Origin of the sequence: Humibacter ginsenosidimutans (assembly GCF_007859675.1) — a bacterium.
Lineage (GTDB): Bacteria > Actinomycetota > Actinomycetes > Actinomycetales > Microbacteriaceae > Humibacter > Humibacter ginsenosidimutans.
In genome coordinates this window covers 2897032-2917118 of the sequence record NZ_CP042305.1, presented here as the reverse complement: position 1 = coordinate 2917118, position 20087 = coordinate 2897032, and the positions used below count along the sequence as shown (strand labels likewise).

Below are 20087 nucleotides of genomic sequence, written 5' to 3'. Positions count from 1 at the left end.
GGCCGTCGCATTTGCGTTCACATTGTGAATGCAACTGTGTTAGCGTTGCGTCTCGCTGGCACGACCCGAGTCAGCGACAGCATCAAGGGACGACGGCGTCGACACGCGTTATGGGCCAGAAGGCCTTGCGACACGGACGCCTCGCCCGCACAGCGAGAGGACCGTTCGTGGCCAACGCCCCGATTCTGGAGATGCGCGGTATCACCAAGCGCTTCCCCGGCGTGGTCGCACTCTCCGACGTGTCGATGAAGGTCATTCGCGGCGAGATCCACGCGATCTGCGGCGAGAACGGCGCAGGCAAGTCGACCTTGATGAAGGTCTTGTCCGGCGTCTACCCCTTCGGCACCTACGAGGGCGACATCATCTTCGAGGGCGACGAGGTTCGCTTCTCGAACACCAAGCAGAGCGAGACCGCGGGCATCGCGATCATCCACCAGGAGCTCGCGCTCATTCCCGAGCTCTCGATCACCGAGAACCTGTTCCTCGGCAACGAGATCACGCGGTTCGGTCGCATCGACTGGGTGGCCTCGCAGCGACGGGCGCGCGAGCTGCTCGACCTGGTCGGTCTGAAAGAAGACCCCGACACCCTGATCAAGACGCTCGGTGTCGGCAAGCAGCAGCTCGTCGAGATCGCCAAGGCCCTGCACAAGGACGTCAAGCTGCTCATCCTCGATGAGCCGACCGCAGCCCTCAACGAGACGGAGTCGCAGCACCTGCTCGACCTCATCCTCGGCTTCAAGAAGTCGGGCATGACGTCGATCATGATCTCCCACAAGCTCAACGAGATCGAGCGCGTCGCCGACTCGATCACGATCATCCGCGACGGCAAGACCGTCGAGACCCTCGACGTGGCGGCCGGCGGCGTCGACGAGGACCGCATCATTCGCGGCATGGTCGGCCGGTCGCTGGAGAGCCGGTTCCCTGAGCGCACGCCGAACATCGGCGAGACCTTCTTCGAGGTGCGCGACTGGACCGTGCGGCATCCCGTCGACCCCGACCGACTGGTCTGCAAGAACGAGAGCTTCTTCGTGCGCCGCGGCGAGGTCGTCGGCTTCGCCGGCCTCATGGGCGCGGGCCGCACCGAGCTCGCCATGAGCGTGTTCGGCCGCAGCTACGGCACCTACCTCAGCGGCGAGATCCACAAGGACGGGCGCCGGCTCAAGGTCGCGAACGTGAGCGACGCCATCCGTCACGGGATCGGCTACGTGAGCGAGGATCGCAAGACGCTCGGGCTCAACCTGCTCGACACGATCAAACGGGCGACCGTCTCGGCCGGACTCGACAAGATCTCCAAGGGCGGTGTCGTCAACGACCTGCTCGAGTACAAGGTCGCCGAGGAGTACCGGGAGGTGCTGCGCACCAAGGCGCCGAGCGTCGACGAAGGCGTGAGCAAGCTCTCCGGCGGCAACCAGCAGAAGGTCGTGCTCGCGAAGTGGATGTTCACCGACCCCGATCTGCTCATCCTCGACGAGCCGACGCGAGGCATCGACGTCGGCGCCAAGTACGAGATCTACAGCATCATCAACCAGCTGGCCGCCCAGGGCAAGGGGATCGTGCTGATCTCCTCCGAGCTGCCGGAGCTGCTCGGCATGTCCGACCGCATCTACACGATCTTCGAGGGGCAGATCACGAACGTGCTCCCCGCGGATGAAGCGAATCCCGAATCCCTGATGGTCAGCATGACCTCGACGAGAAAGACAGGACCTGCCGCATGAGCAAGTTCACCGACGGCATGCGCACCCTCACCGGAGGGCGCGGCATCAGCCAGTACAGCATGATCATCGCGCTCGTCGTGATCATCCTCGTGTTCGAATGGCTCACGGCCGGACTGACGCTCGACCCCACGAACGTCATCAACATGGTGCAGCAGTACTCCTACATCCTGATCCTGGCGATCGGGATGGTCATGCTCATCATCGCGGGCCACATCGACCTCTCGGTCGGCTCGGTCGCCGCCTTCGTGGGCATCGTGGTCGCGCAGTCGATGGCCGTATGGCACCTTCCCGCAGGCGTCGCCATGCTGCTCGGTCTCGTCACCGGTGCCGTCGTCGGCGCCTGGCAGGGCTTCTGGGTCGCCTACGTGCGCGTCCCCGCCTTCATCGTGACGCTGGCCGGCCAGCTCATCTTCCGCGGCCTCAACCAGGTGTTCGGCAACTCGACCGCCGTGCCCACCCCGGCGTCGTACAACTGGATCGGCAACGGCTTCCTGCCCGACTTCGGACCGGACTTCGGCTACAGCAACCCCACGCTCATCCTCGGCGCCATCGTGCTCATCGCCATCATCTGGGCCGAGGTGCACGCCCGCCGCAAGCGCGTGCGCATGGGCGCCTCCCCCAAGCCGATGTGGGTCAGCGTGGTCAAGGTCGTGCTGCTGGGCGGCGTGACGATCTTCGCGACCTATCTGTTCGCGACCGGTCGGGTCGGAACGAGCTTCCCCGTGGTCGGCATCATCGCGGGCATCCTCATCCTGCTCTACAGCTTCCTCACCAGCAGCACCGTGTTCGGCCGTCACATCTACGCGGTCGGCGGCAATGCCAGCGCCGCCCTGCTCTCCGGCGTGAAGTCCCGCCGCGTCAACTTCCTGCTGATGATGAACATGTCGGTCCTGGCCGCGGTCGCCGGCATGGTCTTCGTGGGCAACGCGCAGGCATCCGGTCCGTTCGACGGCACCGGATGGGAGCTGGATGCCATCGCCGCCGTCTTCGTCGGTGGTGCCGCGATCTTCGGTGGCGTCGGCACCGTCGCAGGCTCCATCATCGGTGGTCTGGTGATGGCGTTCCTCTCCAACGGCCTCTCACTGCTCGGACTCGACGCCTCGTGGGTGTCGGTCATCCGCGGTCTCGTGCTGCTGCTCGCCGTCGCGTTCGACGTCTACAACAAGACGCAGGGCCGCCCGTCGATCACCGGCATGCTCATCAACGGCGTGCGCCGCATGTTCGGCAAGCCCCGCCGCGCGAGCACGATCACCGAAGAGGGCATCGAGGCGCAGCCGCAGGGCCTCGACAAGCCCGTCGGCGAGAAGGTCGACCAGCTTCCGCTGTCCTAGGCACCACGAGGACAGCTCTCCCCAAGGCCCGTCCACAGCGGGACCGGCCTGCAATCCCATCGAACAACACAAGTAAAGGAACACCATGCGCAAGAAACTGCTCATCGGTCTCACCGCTGTGGCGCTCACGGGCGTCGCACTGACGGGATGCTCGTCTCGCGCCGACACCGGCGCGAGCGACACCGCGATCAAGAAGGGCGACACCGTCGGCGTCGCGCTCCCCGCGAAGACCTCGCAGAACTGGGTGCTCGCGAAGGCCTCGTTCCAGAAGGCGCTCACGGCCGCCGGCTTCAAGGCCGACGTGCAGTACGCCGCCGCGAACAACACGGTCAGCGACCAGCAGCAGCAGATCCAGTCGATGATCACCAAGGGCGACAAGGTCATCATCATCGCGGCGCAGGACGGCAGCCAGCTCGGCACTCAGGCCGCTCAGGCCAAGAAGGCCGGTGACACCGTCATCGCCTGGGACCGCAACCTGCTCAACACGAAGAACGTCGACTACTACGTGGCGTTCAACAACTACAAGGTCGGCCAGCTGCAGGCCCGGGCGCTGCTCGACGGCATGAAGGCCAAGAAGGCCAGCGGCCCGTACAACATCGAGATCTTCGCCGGTGCGAACACGGACGCCAACGCCACCGTCTTCTACAACGGTGCGATGAGCGTGCTCAAGCCGCTGATCGACAAGGGTGAGCTGAAGGTGCCGTCCGGGCAGACCTCCTTCCAGCAGGTGCAGACGGACAACTGGGACCCGAAGAACTCCCAGACCCGTATGTCGAACATCATCACCAAGACCTACTCGAACGGCACGAAGCTCGACGGCGTGCTGTCCCCGAACGACACGCTCGGCCGCTCGATCATCACGGCCGTGCAGTCGGCAGGTCTGCCGGTGCCGATCGTGACCGGTCAGGACTCGGAGACCGCGTCCATTCCGCTCATCATGAACGGCACGCAGTACTCGACGATCTACAAGAACACCGACGAGGAGGCGAAGGCGGCGGTCGCGCTGATCACCGACCTGGCCAACGGCAAGAAGAAGCCGTCTGGCGTCGACTACAACGACAAGACCAACGCGGGCAACGGTTCGAAGACGGTGCCCTACAAGGCGCTGACGCCGATCCTGGTCACCAAGGAGAACGCCGTCGAGGCCTACTCCAACAACCCGACCCTCGAGGCGCTCGCCAAGGCGGGCTCCAAGTAAGTCGCACGCATCACAGCGAAGGGCCGTCCGAGAGGGCGGCCCTTCGTCGTGTTCGGACTCGGCACGCGTGTGGTTGCTCCCTGCGGTGTCTGTAGTTGCCGTCCGTCCGCACGCGTCGTGCCGTTCCGAAAACAGGACTGATCGCGCTCTCGCGCCGAAAACAGGCCGAATCGGCCTGTTTTCGAGCACATGTCCTGTTTTCGGAACGCGAGTCTCGAGCTACGCGCGCGAGCGTCGGGAACGCAATGCGAGCACGACGGCACCGCAGAGAAGAAGGATGCCGCCGCCGGCAACCGAGGTCCAGGCATCCGTTCCCGTCGCGGCCAGCTCGCCCGACGCGGGATCGGTAGCGGATGAGGGGCCTGCAGTGACCGCGCCCGAGGACGGGGAAGCCGACGAGCCGCCTGTGCCAGAGCCCGCCCCGGGCGACGCCGCGGGCACCACGGTGATGTCCTGGTCGCTCTGCTCCTGCGGGATCGCGGGGAGACCGGGTCCGCCGTAGCCGAGATAGACGTGATGCACCCCGAGCGGGTTCGGCCCGGAGTCGCCGAGCTGCGTGAGCGTCGCCGTCGCCTCGCCTGTGACCGTGATGGTGTCGCCGGGCTGGGGATCGTCGAGTTGGCACCCGATTCCCTTCGTGTCGGGCGAGACCTGACAGGAAGACGCCCCGGAGAACGACAGCAGCTTGTAGGTCAACGAGCTCGCGACAGAGGCCTCGTCGGTGGCGGTCATGAACTGAACGAATGACGGCAGATAGTCGTCCGGGGTTCCCGGATCGATCGTGAACGTGGCAGTGACGGTCACGGTGTCGCCGATGGCGACGGTGTGCGACGAGACCGTGGCGGACCCCGAAACGACCGAGTCGATGACGTTGATGTCCTGAGCGCCCACCGCAACAGTGCCGCCCGGCGTCTGCTCGGACAAGGTGAGATGCTGCACCCCGATCGAACTGTCGACCGCCGTCTCCTCGAGACCGATGGTTTCGGACTGTCCGGGTGCGGCATCCGTCCAATCGCACGATCCGCTCGCGCCACTCGGGTCGACGACGCAGTTCGTCAGGTCGCTCGACATGTCTTCGAGCGAGAACTGCACGGCCGAGGCCTTGGGATCGGCCGCCGATGCCACGGAGAACGAGACCGATGTGGGCAGCTCGTCGGGCGTGGCATCAGCGGGAACGTCGAATTCGAGCTGACCGTCGATCCAGTCTCCGGTCATGATCGTGGCGGGAAATGTGCTGGAGGCGGTGACGGGGCTTGCGGATGCCGGTGCGGTGCCGAGCAGAAACGTTGTCGCGACGGCGGTGAGCGCCAGAGCCGACAACGTGATGAGGCGATGGTGAGACAACTGTGTCCAGTCTGTGAAGCCGATAGGGGCAGCGTCACGTTAGTGGACCACCGTCATCGAACACCAGACACCTGACCTGAGCGATCGTTCAGGTCGCAGAACTCGTTCCGCGACCGATCGCGGATCGCGGGATGTCGCGGGTCAGGGGCGCGCGGCCGCGGCGGCGTGCGCGGCCACCGGCAGGGCATCCAGCACGCGGTTCACGGCCGTGTCGTCGTGCGCCGCCGTGACGAACCAGGCCTCGAAGACGCTGGGGGGCAACGAGACGCCCTGCTCGAGCATCGCGTGGAAGAACGGGCCGTAGCGGAAGGCATCCTGAGCCTGCACGCCCGCGTAGTCGAGCGCGGGCGTCTCGCGGAACTGGATGCTGAACAGGTTGCCCGCCCGTGAGATGAAGTGCGGCACGCCGGATGCCGTGAGCGCGTCGTCGACCGCGTCGGAGATCGCCTCGGCGACGACATCCAACCGGTGGTAGACGTTCGCGTCGGCCAGTCGCAGCGTGGCAAGGCCCGCCGCCACCGCGACCGGATTGCCGGAGAGCGTGCCCGCCTGGTACACGGGGCCGACGGGCGCCAGTTTCTCCATGAGCTCGCGGCGACCGCCCAGCGCGGCCAGCGGCATCCCGCCTCCGATGACCTTGCCGTACGTGACGAGGTCGGGCAGGTAGGTCGGGGACACGAGATGGCGGGAGCCGTCGTCCTCCTCGCGGATGGCGAAGGCGTCGAGCGCCCAGAACCCGGCGGGGCCGACGCGGAATCCGGTGAGCACCTCGTCGAGGATGAGCAGTGCGCCGTGCGCGTGCGCCGTCTCGGCCAGGAACGCGTTGAATCCCGGCCGAGGGGTCACGACGCCCATGTTGGCGGGCGCGGCCTCCGTGATGATCGCCGCGATCTGCTCGCCGTGCTCGGCGAATGCCGCCTCGACGGCGGCGCGGTCGTTGTACGGCAGCACGATCGTCTGGCCCGCGATCGGTGCGGGAACACCGGCAGAGGCGGGCAGGGCGAGGGTGGCGAGGCCGCTGCCGGCATCGGCGAGCAGCCCGTCGGAGTGGCCGTGGTAAAGGCCGGAGAACTTGATGACCAGGTCGCGTCCTGTCGCGCCGCGTGCGAGGCGGATGGCCGTCATCGTCGCTTCGGTGCCCGTCGAGACGAGGCGCAGCTCGTCGATGAGACGAGTCGTGACGAGCGATGCACCCCTGAGGTGTCCCGCACCCGGCGTCACGGCGAGGCGGTCGACGACGAGCTCGGCGAGCTCCGTCTCGGCAGGGGTGGATGCCCCGAAGCTGAGGCCGCGGGAGGCGGCATCCTGCACGGCGGCGACGACCTCGGGGTGCGCGTGCCCGAGAATCGCGGGCCCCCATGACGCCACCAGGTCGACGTACTCGCGACCCTCGACGTCGGTCACGTACGGTCCCCGAGCGGAGACGAGGAACCGCGGCGTGCCGCCGACCGAGCGGAACGCCCGCACCGGCGAGTTCACACCGCCGGGGATGACCTGCCGCGCACGGTCGAAGGCCGCGTCGTTGGTGCTCTCCGCTGCGGGCCCCTCGGCGGACTCCGCTCGCTCAGGAGCCACCCTGGGGCTCGAACCGCTCACTTCAGCCATCCGGCCACCTCCACGGCCCAGTACGTCAGCACCGCGTCGGCGCCTGCTCGGCGGATGCTCGTCAGCGTCTCGAGCACGGCGCGGTCGCGGTCGATCCACCCGTTCGCCGCGGCCGCCTCGACCATCGAGTACTCGCCGCTCACCTGATATGCCCACACGGGAATATCACTGAACGCGGCCACGTCACCCACCACGTCGAGGTACGACATCGCGGGCTTGACCATGAGGATGTCGGCACCCTCTTCGAGGTCGAGCCGTGCCTCGCGCAGACCCTCGCGCCGGTTGGCGGGATCCTGTTGGTAGCTGCGGCGGTCGCCGCTCAGCTGCGAGTCGACGGCCTCGCGGAACGGGCCGTAGAAGCTCGACGCATACTTCGCGGCGTATGCAAGCACAGCGGTGTCGGTGAAGCCCTGGTCGTCGAGCGCGTCGCGCACGGCGGCGACCTGGCCGTCCATCATGCCGCTGAGTCCGAGGATCTGCGATCCCGCCTCCGCCTGCGCGAGCGCCATGTCGCGGTAGCGCTCCAGGGTGGCGTCGTTGTCGACGCGGCCGCGGGCATCCACGACACCGCAGTGCCCGTGGTCGGTGAACTCGTCGAGGCAGAGATCGGTCTGCACCACGAGCGCGTCGCCGACCTCGGCCGCCACGGCACGGGTGGCGACGTTGAGGATGCCGTCGGGCGCGGTGGCGCCGCTGCCCACGGCATCCCGCACCTCGGGCACACCGAAGAGCATCACGCCGCCGATGCCCGCCTCGGCGGCATCGTTGACGGCCGCCTTCAGGCTGTCGATCGTGTGCTGCACGACCCCCGGCATCGAGGCGATGGGTTGCGGTTCGTGGATGCCCTCGCGCACGAACACCGGCAGGATCAGCTCGGCGGGGTGCAGGCGCGTCTCGGCCGTGAGCCGGCGCATGGCCGGAGTGGTGCGGAGGCGGCGGGGGCGAACAGTCGGGTGCAGCACGTCGTTCACCGTCCCAGCGTAATCGGCGCGCCCTGAGTGCTTGCCAGCGGCCGGCGCCGGCGGTGCCGCCACACGCGTTCAGGTCGCGAATTGTGCCCTTATGGGCCGTCATAAGGGCACAATTCGCGACCTGAACGGCCAGATGGTCACGGCGGCCGGGCAGAGGATGGCCGTGCGGCCCCCTCGCTACGATCGAACGCATGGGTGTGGCGGAGTCGTGAGCGGAGCATCCTCGTCCACACCGGCAGAGAAGAAGCGTGGCGCCGGCCTCGCGATCGCGAGCCTCAGCCTCGGCACCGGGCTCAACCCGCTGAACTCCTCGATGATCGCGGTCGCGCTCGTCGACCTGCAGAAGACGTTCACGCTCGGCATCGCCGAGGCGACGTGGGTGATCACCGCCTTCTATCTGGCCTCGGCCGCCGGTCAGCCGCTGATGGGCAGGCTCGGCGACAGGTTCGGGCCGCGCCGCCTCTTCATGTTCGGCATGGTCGTCGTGATGGTCGTGGCCGTGCTCACGCCGTTCGCGCCGTCGTTCGCGTGGGTGTGCGTCGGCCGTGTCGGACTCGCGATCGGCACCGCGACAGCCTTTCCGTCGGCGGTGGCCATGGTGCGGCCGATCAGCAAGGCATCGGGCGTCTCGACGCCCAGGCTGCTGGGGCGCATCCAGATGGCGAACACGGCGGGTGCGGCGATCGGCCCCGTGGTGGGCGGCCTGCTGGTGAGCACGCTCGGCTGGCCGGCGATCTTCGCCGTCAACGTGCCGCTCGCGCTGCTCGCTCTGATCGGCACGAGGATGTTCGCTCCTGCCGACGCCGCCCGTCGCGCCGAGCGGTTGCGCACCCTCGTGGTGCAGTCCGACGTTCCCGGCATCGCGCTGTTCATCGGCACGCTCGTGGCGCTGCTGATCTTCTTGCTCGGCCTGCAGTCGACACCGGCCTGGTGGTTGCTCGCCGTCGCTGTCGTCGCGGGCGGGGCGTTCGTGTGGCGCGAGCTGACGGCATCCACCCCGTTCATCGACCTGCGGCTGCTGGCGGCCAACAGGTCGCTCATGATGGTCTACCTGTGCTTCGCGGTCTTCAACCTCGTGTACTACACGGCGTTCTTCGGCCTGCCCCAACTGCTCCAGGACCACGGCGGCTACAACGCCGGCATCACCGGCCTGCTGATGTTCCCGCTGGCCGCCGTCACGATCGGGCTCACGCCGCTCGGCGCCCGCTGGATCGAGCGCCGAGGTCTGCGGTTCACCCTTCTGGTCGGCGGAGTCGGACTCATCGTGGGAACCGCGCTGCTCGCCGTCGCCGCCGCGACGGTGAATCCGATCGCCATGCTGCTCATCACGGCGGCGATGGGCGCGCCGTACTGCATCGTGAGCATCGCGATGAACCAGGCGCTGTACGCCTCGGCCAGGCCGAAAGACAGGGGCGTCGCCGCCGGCATCTTCCAGACGTCCCGCTACGTGGGCGCGATCGCGGCGACCACGGTGCTCGGCATCGTGCTCACCGACGGGTCGGGGCCGAACGCCTCCGCTCAGTGGCTGATCGTGATCGCGATCGCGACCGGACTGGCGATCGTGCATGCGCTGCTGCTCGGGTCGTGGCATCCACGGGAGTACGAGGAGCAGGACACCTCGGGAGTGCCGACGACGCGGTGACGCGCCGGTCGGCCCGGCCCGTCGGCGATCGTCCGCCCGCCCGTAGGCTGGCACGCATGCATCGACTCACGACCGTTTTCGGGATGCTGGCGCTGGCTGCCGCCCTCATCGTCGCTCCCGCCTTCGTGCCGACCGCCGCACACGCGGCATCCGGTTCTCCCGCCGCCGACACCGTCTCGGCCGGTCGTGCCGCCGAGGGTCCGAGAGCAGCGGGCTCCGTCGGGGCGGTCGGCGCTGACGTGAACGACTTCACGTTCCAGAGCATGCACGCCGACTACACACTCGGCCGCGACTCGAGCGGTGCGAGCACGCTGAAGGTCGTGGAGACGTTCGTCGCCGACTTTCCGCAGACCGACCAGAACCACGGAATGCGACGGAGCATCCCCGACACCTACCAGGGGCAGCCGAACGATCCGCAGCTGGTGTCGATCACCGACGGCGATGGCAACCCGCGCGAGGCCGAGGTGAGCGACGACGACGGAACGTTCAGCATGACGTCGCGCGAGGCCGGCTTCGTGCACGGCGCGCAGACCTACGTCTTCACCTACACGCTGCGCCACGTCACGCTCGCGACGGATGACGACGACGAGTTCTACTGGGACGTGAACGGCGTGGACTGGACCCAGCCGTTCGGCGTGGTGTCGGCCACCCTGCACATGCCGGCCGAGTTGCGGTCGGCCCGCAACGGCAAGCAGTCCTGCTATCACGGCGCGCAGGGCTCCCACGCGCAGTGCTCGATCACCTCGTCGGAGGACGGCACGGTCGAAGCCTCCGTGACCGGCGTTGCCGCGAACGAGACGGTGACCATTGCCGTCGGCTTCGCGAAGAGCACCTTCGTGCCGTTCGACGCCTCCCCGTTCGGCTCCGGCTGGGCCATCGCCGCGCTCATCGCCGCCCTGGTCGGCATCGTGGCCGTCGTGCTCGCCATCCTCGCCAGGCTGCGCCTGCGCGACGCACCGGGCCGACCGACCATCATCGCGGAGTACACGCCGCCGCCGGGTGTCGACGCCCTCGAGAGCGCGCTGCTGCTCGGTCGCACGCAGAAGGCGATCCCCGCTGAGATTCTTGAGCAGGCCGTGAGCGGCAGCATCCGCATCGTGGACGGGGGCCGCAGGTTCGGCAAACCGGTGCTGAGTGCCGAGCTGGTCGATGCGACCAAAGCGGATGCCGACGGCCGTCTCGTTCTCGACGCGCTCTTCGCGAAGGGCCCCACCTTCGACTTCAGCCGGCCGAACAGCCGGTTCGCGAACGCCGTGCAGGGCATCCAGTCGACGGTGCGCTCCGAGCTCGTCGCGCGCGGCTACTACCGCAAGGTGCCCGCCACGGTGCGGCTCTGGCCGATCCTGCTCGGTGTGTTGTCGTTCGCCGCGATGATGCTGTTCAGCATCATCGCGCTGATCTCCTTCGTCACCCCGTGGCCGATGGCGCTCGTGATCATCTGGGCGATCCTCGTGCTGATCGCCGTGCTCGTGCTGGTCTCCCACCGGCCGCTCGACGATCGCGGAGCCGAGGTGCGCGACCACCTCGACGGCCTCAAGATCTTCATCGACTGGACGGACGCCGATCGCATCCGCACGCTCCAGTCACCCACGACCACCGAGCGGACCGCCATCGACACGAACGACCCCAGGCAGATGCTCAAGCTCTACGAGACACTGCTGCCGTTCGCCGTCGTGTACGGCCAGGAGAAGGAGTGGGCGAGGCAGCTCGCCGTGTACAGCCAGGCCAGCGGCATCGTTCCCGTCTGGTACGTCGGCTCGCTGGCCGGCTTCGACGCCGCCTCGTTCAGCGCGGGCATCGGCGCGCTGTCCACGGCAGCGATGTCGTCGTCATCCACGGGCGGCGCCGGCGGAGGTGGCTTCGCGGGAGGCGGAGGCGGCGGAGGTGGCGGCGGCGGCGTGTAGCCGCAGCGAGGCATCCACCTGCGCGCCGACGCGGCTCCGCCGGTCGTTGGTGTCGTGTCCTGGATGTTGACGCGACGCGAACGGCCAGCGGAGCGTCGAGCCGGCGGAATGTCGCGGATGGGACGACGTTCGGGCAGGAGCGTGGATGCATCCCTCGGCGAACAGTGGAGTCCTGGCGGCGGCCGCGACCCGCGCGATCAGTTCGCGGTCGGGCCCGTCGGGTCGGCTGAACCGACGGGGCCGAACGGTCAGGATGCGACGGGCTCGTCGCGTCCCCTGTTCCTGCGTCGCACCGGGCGCGGGGCACGACCGCCGATGAACGATCGGCCCGCGTCGACCACGAAGCCGCCCTGGCGCAGCGCCTGCCTGCCCACGAGCATCCTGAAGCCCATCTCGTCGCGGTTGGTCAGCGTCGTCTCGGCCCGAACGGCACGCCCGCACAGCTCGAAATCGAGCAGCACCACGTAGCGGTGCTGAGTGTGGCCGCTCGAGCTGCGCACCAGCCGGCGGTCGTACACGGGGCAGTCGACCTCGACGGCGTCGAGCTCGGAATCTTGCCAGGGGCGCACCCAGAAGTGCACGCGTTTGCCTTGATCGAGCTCGTCGATGTCGAAGGCGTGCAGCGCCGAGCTGCGTGCTCCGGTGTCGAGTTTCGCCTTCACCCACGGAACCTCGATGGCCGGGAGCGAAACCCACTCGCGCCACCCCACGACGGTGTTTGAATGGACTGTCCCCATCGGCCCGATCGACCCCCTCTGGGCGAGCGTCGTGCCGGGCCCATCCCCACCATCATTCCAGGAGCCGAACGTTGAAGTTGGCGATCCTCTCCCGGGCTCCGCAGTCGTACTCGACGCAGCGCCTCCGCACGGCAGCGGCCGACCGCGGCCACAACGTGAAGGTGCTCGACACCCTGCGCTTCTCGATCGACCTGTCGGGAGACGAGCCCGATCTGCAGTACCGCGGCAAGCTGCTGTCGGACTACGACGCGATACTGCCGCGCATCGGCAACTCGATCACCTACTTCGGCACCGCCGTCGTGCGGCAGTTCGAGCAGATGGACGTCTACACCCCGAACACCGCGAACGGCATCACGAACTCGCGCGACAAGCTGCGTGCCAACCAGATCCTGTCGCGCCACAACATCGGGATGCCCGCCACCGCGTTCGTGCACAGCCGCGCGGATGTGCGCACCGCCATCGCCTCCGTGGGCGGTGCTCCCGTGGTGATCAAGCTGCTCGAGGGCACGCAGGGGATCGGCGTCATCCTCGCCCCCGAGGCGAAGATCGCGGAGGCGATCATCGAGACGCTGCACTCTACGAAGCAGAACGTGCTGGTGCAGTCGTTCATCGCCGAGAGCAGGGGGCGCGACATCCGCGCACTCGTCGTCGGCGACCGCGTCGTCGCGGCGATGCGGCGCACCGCGAACGGCGACGAGTTCCGCTCGAACGTGCACCGCGGCGGCTCGGTGGAACGCGTCGAGCTCGACCCCGCGTTCGAGCAGGCGGCCGTGCGGTCGGCGCAGATCATGGGCCTGCGCGTCGCGGGCGTCGACATGCTGGAAGGCAACGACGGGCCGCTGGTCATGGAGGTCAACTCCTCGCCGGGTCTGCAGGGCATCGAGACGGCGACCGGACTCGACGTGGCGGGCGCCATCGTCGACCACATCGACAACCAGGTGGCCTTCCCCGAGATCGACGTACGGCAGCGGCTCAGCGTCTCCACGGGATACGGGGTCGCCGAGCTCGCCGTCGGCTCCGACGCCGACCTGGTGGGCAAGCGCCTGCGCGACTCCGGCCTCGGCGACCGCGACATCACGGTGCTCACCCTGCATCGCGGCGCCACGGTCGTCCCCAACCCACGCGGCAACACGGAGCTCGAGGCCGGCGACCGCCTGCTCTGCTTCGGCCGCCTGGAGGAGATGCGCTCGATGATCCCTGCCCGACGTCGCCGTCGCACCAAGGTGCGCAAGCTGCCGAAGGACGCCCTGCCGTCCGAGGTGTGACGCTCGACGGTGGCCACCGTGTGCAGCCGAGGCTGATCGCCTACCCGCGTCGGCCGCGCCTCATCGTGAGCACACGCGTCAGGACGGTCGCCACGACGATGACGACCGCGACCGCCACGGCCGTGACGGCCACCGCCGTCGAGCGCGGCGCGCCCGAGCTGCGCTCGACCGCCACCCACGCGATCCCCCAGACCAGCGAGGCGGCGGGCGCCAGACGGCCCCTGCCGAAGAGCGCGAGACCGACGCCCACCAGGCCCACGGCGACGAGCACGGCGCAGCCCCAGGCATCCGCTGCGATGCCCCCGCCGTCGAAGCCGGCGGCGGTGAGGGCGGCCGCGATGTCGGCGGCGGTCGCCACGCAGACCCAGCCCAGGTAGAGGCCGGCCGCACCGTCGACGAAGACGGCGTCGAGGATGCCCGTCGCCGGGTGGCGCGCCACGATCACGAACGCCAACGCGAGCGCGGCCAGCAGGAGTGCGATGACGATCACGCTGAGCGTCAGCATCCCGGCCTGCACACTCAGGATCCACGCCGCGTTGAGGAGCAGCGACGCCGCCATCGGGTACCCGAGCGCACGGTGCTTGGCGTCCGCCTTGCGCGAGGGCAGGAACTGCACGACCGTGTAGCCGATCAGGGCCAGGTAGATCACGGCCCAGATGGAGAATGCGGGCACGGCGGGCGCGATCATCGTGGCCGTGGCGCTCAGGGCGCCGCCGGCCGCGTGCTGGATCGGCGTGCCACCGAACGCTCCCGACCCGATCGCGTCACCCGCGAGCGCCAGCAGCAGACAGACCAGCACCGCCCACTGCCGCGCCGAGTCGCCGGGGCCGGCAACGGTGCTGCCTCGGGGTCGAAGGCCGGCGTGGGTTTCAGCAGTCATGGTCTCGATCCTTCCCACGCGTACGCGATGAGCAAAAGGGTTGCCAGAAAGCCGCAGAGGTAGTTCGCGACGAGGAACCAGCGCCATCCGTGATGGGCGCGAGCCGAGTCGGCGTCGGAGATCGCCGCGTACGGTGCGGCGAACCCGATGTACGGGATCACCAGCGTCGAGGCGAGTGGACCGGGCCACGCGGTGAAGAGCATCAGGAGGCCCGCCGCCGCCCAGCACCCGATCGCGAAGCGCACGGTCCACGCTGCGCCCATCGCCGTGGCGACGGACGAGATCCCGCCTGCGCGATCCGGTTCGATGTCCTGCACCGCGCCGAACGCGTGCGAGGCCACGCCCCAGAGGAAGAACGCCACGAGCAGCACGACGAGCTGCGGCGTGAACACCCCGCCCGCCAGCACGAGCCCGTAAACCGCCGGCGACACGAAGTGCGTGCTCGAGGTCGCCGAGTCGAGGAACGGCACCTCCTTGAAGCGCAGTCTGGGCACCGAGTAGGCGACGACGGCGAAGAGGCTGACGGCGAGCACGAACCACGACCACGGGTCGCCGAGCACCACCAGCGCTGCGACGAACGGCAGGCACAGAGCGACGGACGCGACGATCGTCGTGCCGTGCAGCCGGCGGTCGAGCAGCGCGCCCTCGACGCCGCCCTTGCGCGGATTGGCGGCATCCGACTCGTAGTCGAAGACGTCGTTGATGCCGTACATCGCGAGGTTGTACGGCACGAGGAAGAAGATCGTTCCCACCACGAACGCCACGTCGACGCGCCCGGTCGTCAGGAGATACGCGGCGGCGAAGGGGTACGCGGTGTTGATCCAGCTGACCGGGCGGGATGCCACCAGCAGCCGACGCAGCGTTCCGCGCGGGGCGGTCACGGTCGTCACAGGCGCCGCTCGCTCTCGCCCGGCGATGCGACACGCTCCAGGGCTGGCTCGCCACCGGAGGATGCCCCGCTCGCCCGCCCGTCGTCGATCGGCCGGCGCGGTCGCCCGATCGTGCCGACGAGCGACCACAGCGATGGCACCAGCAGGATCGCCGCCAGAGGGTAGGCGAAGTCCTCGATGGGCGCCGACCCGACACGAATGCCGGAGAGGAGCCGGTCGTCGTATCGGATCACGTCCCCGGCGATCAGCAGCGAGTCGAACACGGCGGTGAGCAGAACGACGACGACCGACGAGACCACCGCCGGCACCGACCATCGGCGAAACGTGTCACGGCGTTTTCGAGGGCTCAGCTCCACCGCCATCACAGCCACGGCCGCCGCGGCAGCCAAGAAGATCAGCGCCAGAATCGGGTAGGCCTCCGATCGGGCACTGCCCGATCCCGACAGCACCAGACCGGCCAGCCCCGGAACGACTGTCCCCCGCATGCTCATCGCCCTCGTTCTCCCGGCGAGCGCCGCGCATCGAGCATCCGACGCACGCCGAACAGCAGGATCGCGACCAGGTAGACCAGAAAGGCGAGGAACACCGGTTCCTCGAGCGCAAGCTGCGGAGCCAGTTGCACGCCGGTTGTCAACGGCGAGTGCCCACGAAGAAAGATGCCGGCGGCGATGCCCGCGGCATCCCACAGCAGGAGGAAGACGGTCACCACAACGGTGACCACCGCCGCGCGAACCGGAGCGCGCCAGAAGAAGAGACGCCAGCGCGCGTCGAGCAGGCACAGACATCCGGATGCCCCGAGCAGCGCCGCGAGATAGACGAACCTCACCCGTGCACCACCTCCGCGGCCGGCGTGGGCTCCACCGACGGCGCCGTGCCGCGGTCCCCGCGAAGCCGCTTGAGCACGAGCTCCGCGCTGATCAGGCACATCGGCAGCCCGATGCCCGGAAGCGTCGATCCGCCCGCGTAGTACAGGCCGCCGACCCGCTTCGATGCGTTCTCGCCACGCAGGAACGCGCTCTGGCGAAGCGTGTGCGCCGGCCCGAGGGCCGTTCCCCTCCAGGAGTGCAGGTCACGTTCGAAGTCGCCCGGTCCGAGGGTGCGGCGCACGACGATGCGATCGGCGAGATCGGGGATGCCCGCCCAGGTAGCGACCTGCGCGATCGCGGCCTCGGCGGCGCCCTCCACCGCCGCCGAACCGGCGCCGTCGATTCCGCCGACGCCGATCGACGGGTCGGCGGGCACCGGCACCAGCACGAAGAGGTTCTCGTGACCGGCCGGCGCGACGGAATCGTCGGTCGCGCTCGGCCGACAGACGTAGATCGACGCCGGGTCGGGCACCCGGGTCGGCTCCCGGAAGATCGCGCGGAAGTTCGCTTCCCACTCTCGCGTGAAGAACAGGGTGTGATGCGCGAGCTGCGGCAGCCGTCCGCGCACACCCGCCATCAGCAGCACCGCGCCGGGCCCGGCCACCCGGTGGCGCCACCATGACTCCGGATAGGTCTGCAGGTGCTCGGGAAGCAGCGCCGTCTCGGTGTGATGCAGGTCGGCCGTGCTCACCACCACATCGGCGGGGAGCACACGCACGACCTCGCCGCGACGGTAGAGCACGCCTGTGACGGCCGCGCGTCGCCGTCGGTCGAGCGATCCGTCGTCGCGAGTGAGGATGCGCGAGACCGTGGCACCACGAACGATCGTGACGCCCGCGGACTCGGCCAGGCGCACCAGTCCGTCGATGATCGACCGGAAGCCGCCGCGCGGATAGAGCACGCCTGCGTCCAGGTCGAGGTGGCTCATCAGGTGGTACAGGGCCGGCGTCATGGAGGGAGACGACCCGAGGAACACCGCGGGATACCCGAGCAACTGCCGCAGACGCGGATCGGCGAACGAGCGGGCGGCATGTTCGTCGAGGGACCGCAGAGACAGTCGGGCGAGCCGCGACGCCCGTGCCAGCAGGTCGGCGGAGAGGAGCGAGCGCTTGGACTCGAACGACGTGTAGAGAAAGCGGCGGAGCGCGAGGTCGTAGGCATCGGCAGCGGAGTCGAGATAGGCATCCAGTGCCGGTCCGCTGCCCGCCTCGAGGCCCTCGAACAGCTCGCGGACCCGTTCCCTCCCTCTCGGCACATCGACCGGATGGCGCTGTCCTTCGTAGTACACCCGGTATCCAGGGTCGAGGTCGACCAGGTCGAGCTCCGAACGCGCGTCGGTTCCGAGCATGCGGTAGAAATGCTCGAACACCTCTGGCATCAGGTACCACGATGGCCCGGTGTCGAAGCTGAAGCCGCCGCTCGACCAGGTGCCGACGCGGCCGCCGAGGGTCGAGGATGCCTCGAGCAGCGTGACAGAGTGACCCTCGCGGGCCAGCAGCGCCGCCGTCGCGAGTCCCGCGATGCCGCCGCCGATCACGACCGTGCGCCGGACCGCACGATGCTCGCCGACCCGCGTCGGCCGGCCTCGGCCGGTGTTCATCGTGCGATCCTCGGAAGCGGGCGGCGCGAGGCGGCCCCACGGCCGTTCCGCACGCTGATCGCCCGGAGCAGGATGGCGAGCTTCTGCACGTCGGGCACCCTCACCCTGACCCGCATCAACTCCTCCGCCGGCGTGCGCTCGATGCGACGGCACAGCGCGGCGAACAGGTCGTGTGCGACGCCCACCGCGGTGCGGCATCCCGCAGGCAGCTCGGGGATGACCACAGCCGCCGCGCTCAGGTCAGCGTCGATCTCGACGATCAGCTGGTGCTTGAGCTCCTCGGTGATTCCGTCGCCCGCCGCGCCAACGAAGTACTCCCGGCCGCGATCCGCGACGTCACTGCCGAGGTCGCGCAAGAAGTTGACCTTCTGGAACGCGGCACCGAGGCGCCGGGCGCCGTCGGCCAGTCGCCCGCACGTCGCGGGATCCGGTCGCTCCGCCTGCGGCGCCTCGGCGAGGAACACCCGCAGGCACATCAGGCCCACCACTTCGGCCGATCCGTAGATGTACGCGTCGAGCTCGGAACCGGTGTAGCGCGCGCTCTCGAGGTCCGCACGCATCGAGGCGAAGAAGGGCGCGGTCAGGTCGCGCCCGATGCCCGCCCTCGTCGCGGTTCGGGCGAACGCGTGCACCACGAGATTCGGGCTGAACCCGCACGTCATCGCGTGCTCGGTCTCCGACTCCAGCTCGTCCAGCGCCGCGCGTTGTGCTTCCAGCAGCAGCCCGGCCTGCTCCGCCGCACCGTCGACGAGCTCATCCGCGACGCGCACCAGGGCGTAGACGGAGGTCACCCCCGTTCGATACTCGGGTGCCAGGAGCCGCACCGCCGCACCGAACGACGTCGAATATCCGCGGATGACGCGGGCTGCGCTGTCTTCGGCGGTGCGCGTGTACAGCTCGAGGTCGGTTGTCGTCCGACCGTCGTGATGCGCGCCGTGGCGGGCGTCGGTGCCGCGGACCAGGGCATCCGCGGCGTCGCGCGTCCTGTCTTCCGACGCATCCGAGGGTCCCACGCTGCCGAGGGAGACGGTCATGACCGGCGCTCCGTCGCACGATCCACGCAGTGCTCGAGCACCGCTCGCAGTCGGTCGGGAACGATCGAGTCGGCGGCGAGCCGCAGCGCGGCATCTCGATTGCCGGCGATGAGTCGCTCCGCCAGGTCACGCGGGTCACCGTGCCCGGTGGCCGTGTCGCGGGCATCCATCGCACCATCGGGCATCACCGTGAGCACGGTGACCTTGCCGTTGCGTCGGTCGCTCGCCACGCTCTTGCCCAGCGCACGTTCATCGCCGAACGTGCCGAGCACATCGTCACGGAGCTGGAACGCCACACCGACGGCCCTGCCGAATTCGCCGAGCAGCGACACGAGGTCGTCGCTCGCGCCTGCCAGCAGCGCCCCGACCCGGAGCGGATCGCCGAACGAGTAGTGCGCGGTCTTGTCCTCCGTCATCGCCAGCACGCCCGACAGGCCGGGCGTCGCGATCGAGCACGAGAACGCCATGTCGCTCTGCTCCCCCGCCGCCGTGCGGAAGACGGCGTCGTCGAACACCGCCCGAACCGTTGTCAGCAGTCGGTCTGGAAGTTCCGCGTCGTCGATCAGCCTGTGCGCACCGTGAATGAGAAGATCGCCGGCGAGTATCGCGGATGCCTCGCCCCACGCCCGCGCGCGCTCGGCGTCGACGCCGCTCCGCTCTGCATCGGCGGCGAGCTCGCCGATGAGGTTCGCACGACCGCGACGCATCGTGTCGCCGTCCAGCACATCGTCGTGCAGCAGGAAAGCCGTGTGCAGAAGCTCGAACGCGGCGGCGACGTCGACCGCTGCAGCAGGAAGAGCCTCTGTGCCTTCACCTCGGAGCGCCGCGAACGTCTCGACGACGAGGGCGGGTCGGAGCTTCTTTCCGCCCCGAGCGCTCCGTCTCATGGCGCCCCAGAGCGCGACGTAACGACCGCCGAGAGCCATGGCCCGGGCTTCGTGCTCATCGAAGTAGCGCTCGAGGCGACACTCGACCTCGCTGACCGTCGCCGCCGACGTGGCGGCGAGTGGAGTCAGTACGCTCATTTCGTCAGCCCGTCCTCATCCCAATTAGCTAGCCTGTCTAGACACTAGTCAGACTAGCGATATCCAGCAAGGCTCTCCAC

General features: G+C 68.8%; 17 protein-coding genes. 6 read left to right on the top strand and 11 right to left on the bottom strand.

Annotated elements, in window-relative coordinates; all coding sequences use genetic code 11:
• Window positions 1–191: 191 nt before the first annotated feature.
• From mmsA to FPZ11_RS13495, 3 genes are all read left to right on the top strand, one after another.
• Window positions 192–1715 (top strand): multiple monosaccharide ABC transporter ATP-binding protein, encoded by a 1524-nt coding sequence (mmsA, locus tag FPZ11_RS13505; RefSeq protein ID WP_302849668.1) that lies wholly within the window; start codon window positions 192–194, stop codon window positions 1713–1715.
• A complete protein-coding gene (mmsB, locus tag FPZ11_RS13500; RefSeq protein ID WP_146321669.1) occupies window positions 1712–3046 on the top strand; it encodes a multiple monosaccharide ABC transporter permease in 1335 nt (444 codons plus the stop codon). Before mmsA ends, mmsB begins: the two co-directional genes overlap by 4 nt.
• 85 nt (window positions 3047–3131) lie before the next feature.
• Window positions 3132–4244 (top strand): substrate-binding domain-containing protein, encoded by a 1113-nt coding sequence (locus FPZ11_RS13495; RefSeq protein WP_146321668.1) that lies wholly within the window; start codon window positions 3132–3134, stop codon window positions 4242–4244.
• A 219-nt stretch (window positions 4245–4463) separates the two neighbouring features.
• Here the strand turns inward: FPZ11_RS13495 and FPZ11_RS13490 are convergent, their stop codons facing one another.
• The 3 genes from FPZ11_RS13490 to hemB form a co-directional block, all read right to left on the bottom strand.
• Complete coding sequence (locus FPZ11_RS13490; protein ID WP_146321667.1) at window positions 4464–5588, bottom strand: hypothetical protein; 1125 nt, start codon at window positions 5586–5588, stop codon at window positions 4464–4466.
• A 141-nt stretch (window positions 5589–5729) separates the two neighbouring features.
• A complete protein-coding gene (gene hemL / locus FPZ11_RS13485; RefSeq protein ID WP_146321666.1) occupies window positions 5730–7193 on the bottom strand; it encodes a glutamate-1-semialdehyde 2,1-aminomutase in 1464 nt (487 codons plus the stop codon).
• Window positions 7181–8107, bottom strand: coding sequence for a porphobilinogen synthase (hemB, locus tag FPZ11_RS13480; RefSeq protein WP_246846684.1), 927 nt, complete (start codon window positions 8105–8107; stop codon window positions 7181–7183). Before hemB ends, hemL begins: the two co-directional genes overlap by 13 nt.
• Before the next feature lie 265 nt (window positions 8108–8372).
• Between hemB and FPZ11_RS13475 the strand changes: the two genes are divergently transcribed.
• Window positions 8373–9806 carry an MFS transporter gene (locus tag FPZ11_RS13475; RefSeq protein ID WP_246846261.1) on the top strand — a complete coding sequence of 478 codons (1434 nt, stop codon included), beginning with the start codon at window positions 8373–8375 and terminating at the stop codon, window positions 9804–9806.
• Window positions 9807–9862: 56 nt separating this feature from the next.
• Window positions 9863–11710 carry a DUF2207 domain-containing protein gene (locus FPZ11_RS19325; protein WP_168203830.1) on the top strand — a complete coding sequence of 616 codons (1848 nt, stop codon included), beginning with the start codon at window positions 9863–9865 and terminating at the stop codon, window positions 11708–11710.
• Between the two features lie 248 nt (window positions 11711–11958).
• On the opposite strand, the gene FPZ11_RS13465 is transcribed toward FPZ11_RS19325, so the two are convergent.
• The gene (locus tag FPZ11_RS13465) at window positions 11959–12447 is read right to left on the bottom strand and encodes an ATP-dependent zinc protease family protein (protein WP_146321665.1); all 489 of its coding nucleotides are present in this window, start codon (window positions 12445–12447) and stop codon (window positions 11959–11961) included.
• A gap of 71 nt (window positions 12448–12518) precedes the next feature.
• On the opposite strand from FPZ11_RS13465, the gene FPZ11_RS13460 reads away from it, so the two are divergent.
• On the top strand, window positions 12519–13712 hold the full coding sequence (locus tag FPZ11_RS13460; protein WP_146321664.1) for a RimK family alpha-L-glutamate ligase: 1194 nt from the start codon (window positions 12519–12521) through the stop codon (window positions 13710–13712).
• A gap of 40 nt (window positions 13713–13752) precedes the next feature.
• On the opposite strand, the gene FPZ11_RS13455 is transcribed toward FPZ11_RS13460, so the two are convergent.
• The 7 genes from FPZ11_RS13455 to FPZ11_RS13430 are packed head-to-tail and all read right to left on the bottom strand — an operon-like array spanning window position 13753 to window position 20007.
• Complete coding sequence (locus tag FPZ11_RS13455) at window positions 13753–14592, bottom strand: TspO-related membrane protein (protein ID WP_246846260.1); 840 nt, start codon at window positions 14590–14592, stop codon at window positions 13753–13755.
• Entirely contained in the window at window positions 14589–15482 is an 894-nt protein-coding gene (locus FPZ11_RS13450; protein WP_146321663.1) for a prenyltransferase, read from the bottom strand. Before FPZ11_RS13450 ends, FPZ11_RS13455 begins: the two co-directional genes overlap by 4 nt.
• Window positions 15479–15967, bottom strand: a complete 489-nt coding sequence (locus FPZ11_RS13445; protein WP_146321662.1) for a lycopene cyclase domain-containing protein — start codon at window positions 15965–15967, stop codon at window positions 15479–15481. Before FPZ11_RS13445 ends, FPZ11_RS13450 begins: the two co-directional genes overlap by 4 nt.
• A gap of 2 nt (window positions 15968–15969) precedes the next feature.
• Window positions 15970–16308 carry a lycopene cyclase domain-containing protein gene (locus FPZ11_RS13440; RefSeq protein ID WP_146321661.1) on the bottom strand — a complete coding sequence of 113 codons (339 nt, stop codon included), beginning with the start codon at window positions 16306–16308 and terminating at the stop codon, window positions 15970–15972.
• On the bottom strand, window positions 16305–17948 hold the full coding sequence (gene crtI / locus FPZ11_RS19320) for a phytoene desaturase family protein (RefSeq protein WP_168203829.1): 1644 nt from the start codon (window positions 17946–17948) through the stop codon (window positions 16305–16307). Before crtI ends, FPZ11_RS13440 begins: the two co-directional genes overlap by 4 nt.
• Window positions 17945–18982 (bottom strand): phytoene/squalene synthase family protein, encoded by a 1038-nt coding sequence (locus FPZ11_RS19315; RefSeq protein WP_168203828.1) that lies wholly within the window; start codon window positions 18980–18982, stop codon window positions 17945–17947. The genes crtI and FPZ11_RS19315 overlap by 4 nt, the downstream gene beginning before the upstream one ends.
• Window positions 18979–20007, bottom strand: coding sequence for a polyprenyl synthetase family protein (locus FPZ11_RS13430; RefSeq protein ID WP_146321660.1), 1029 nt, complete (start codon window positions 20005–20007; stop codon window positions 18979–18981). Before FPZ11_RS13430 ends, FPZ11_RS19315 begins: the two co-directional genes overlap by 4 nt.
• Window positions 20008–20087: the final 80 nt, after the last annotated feature.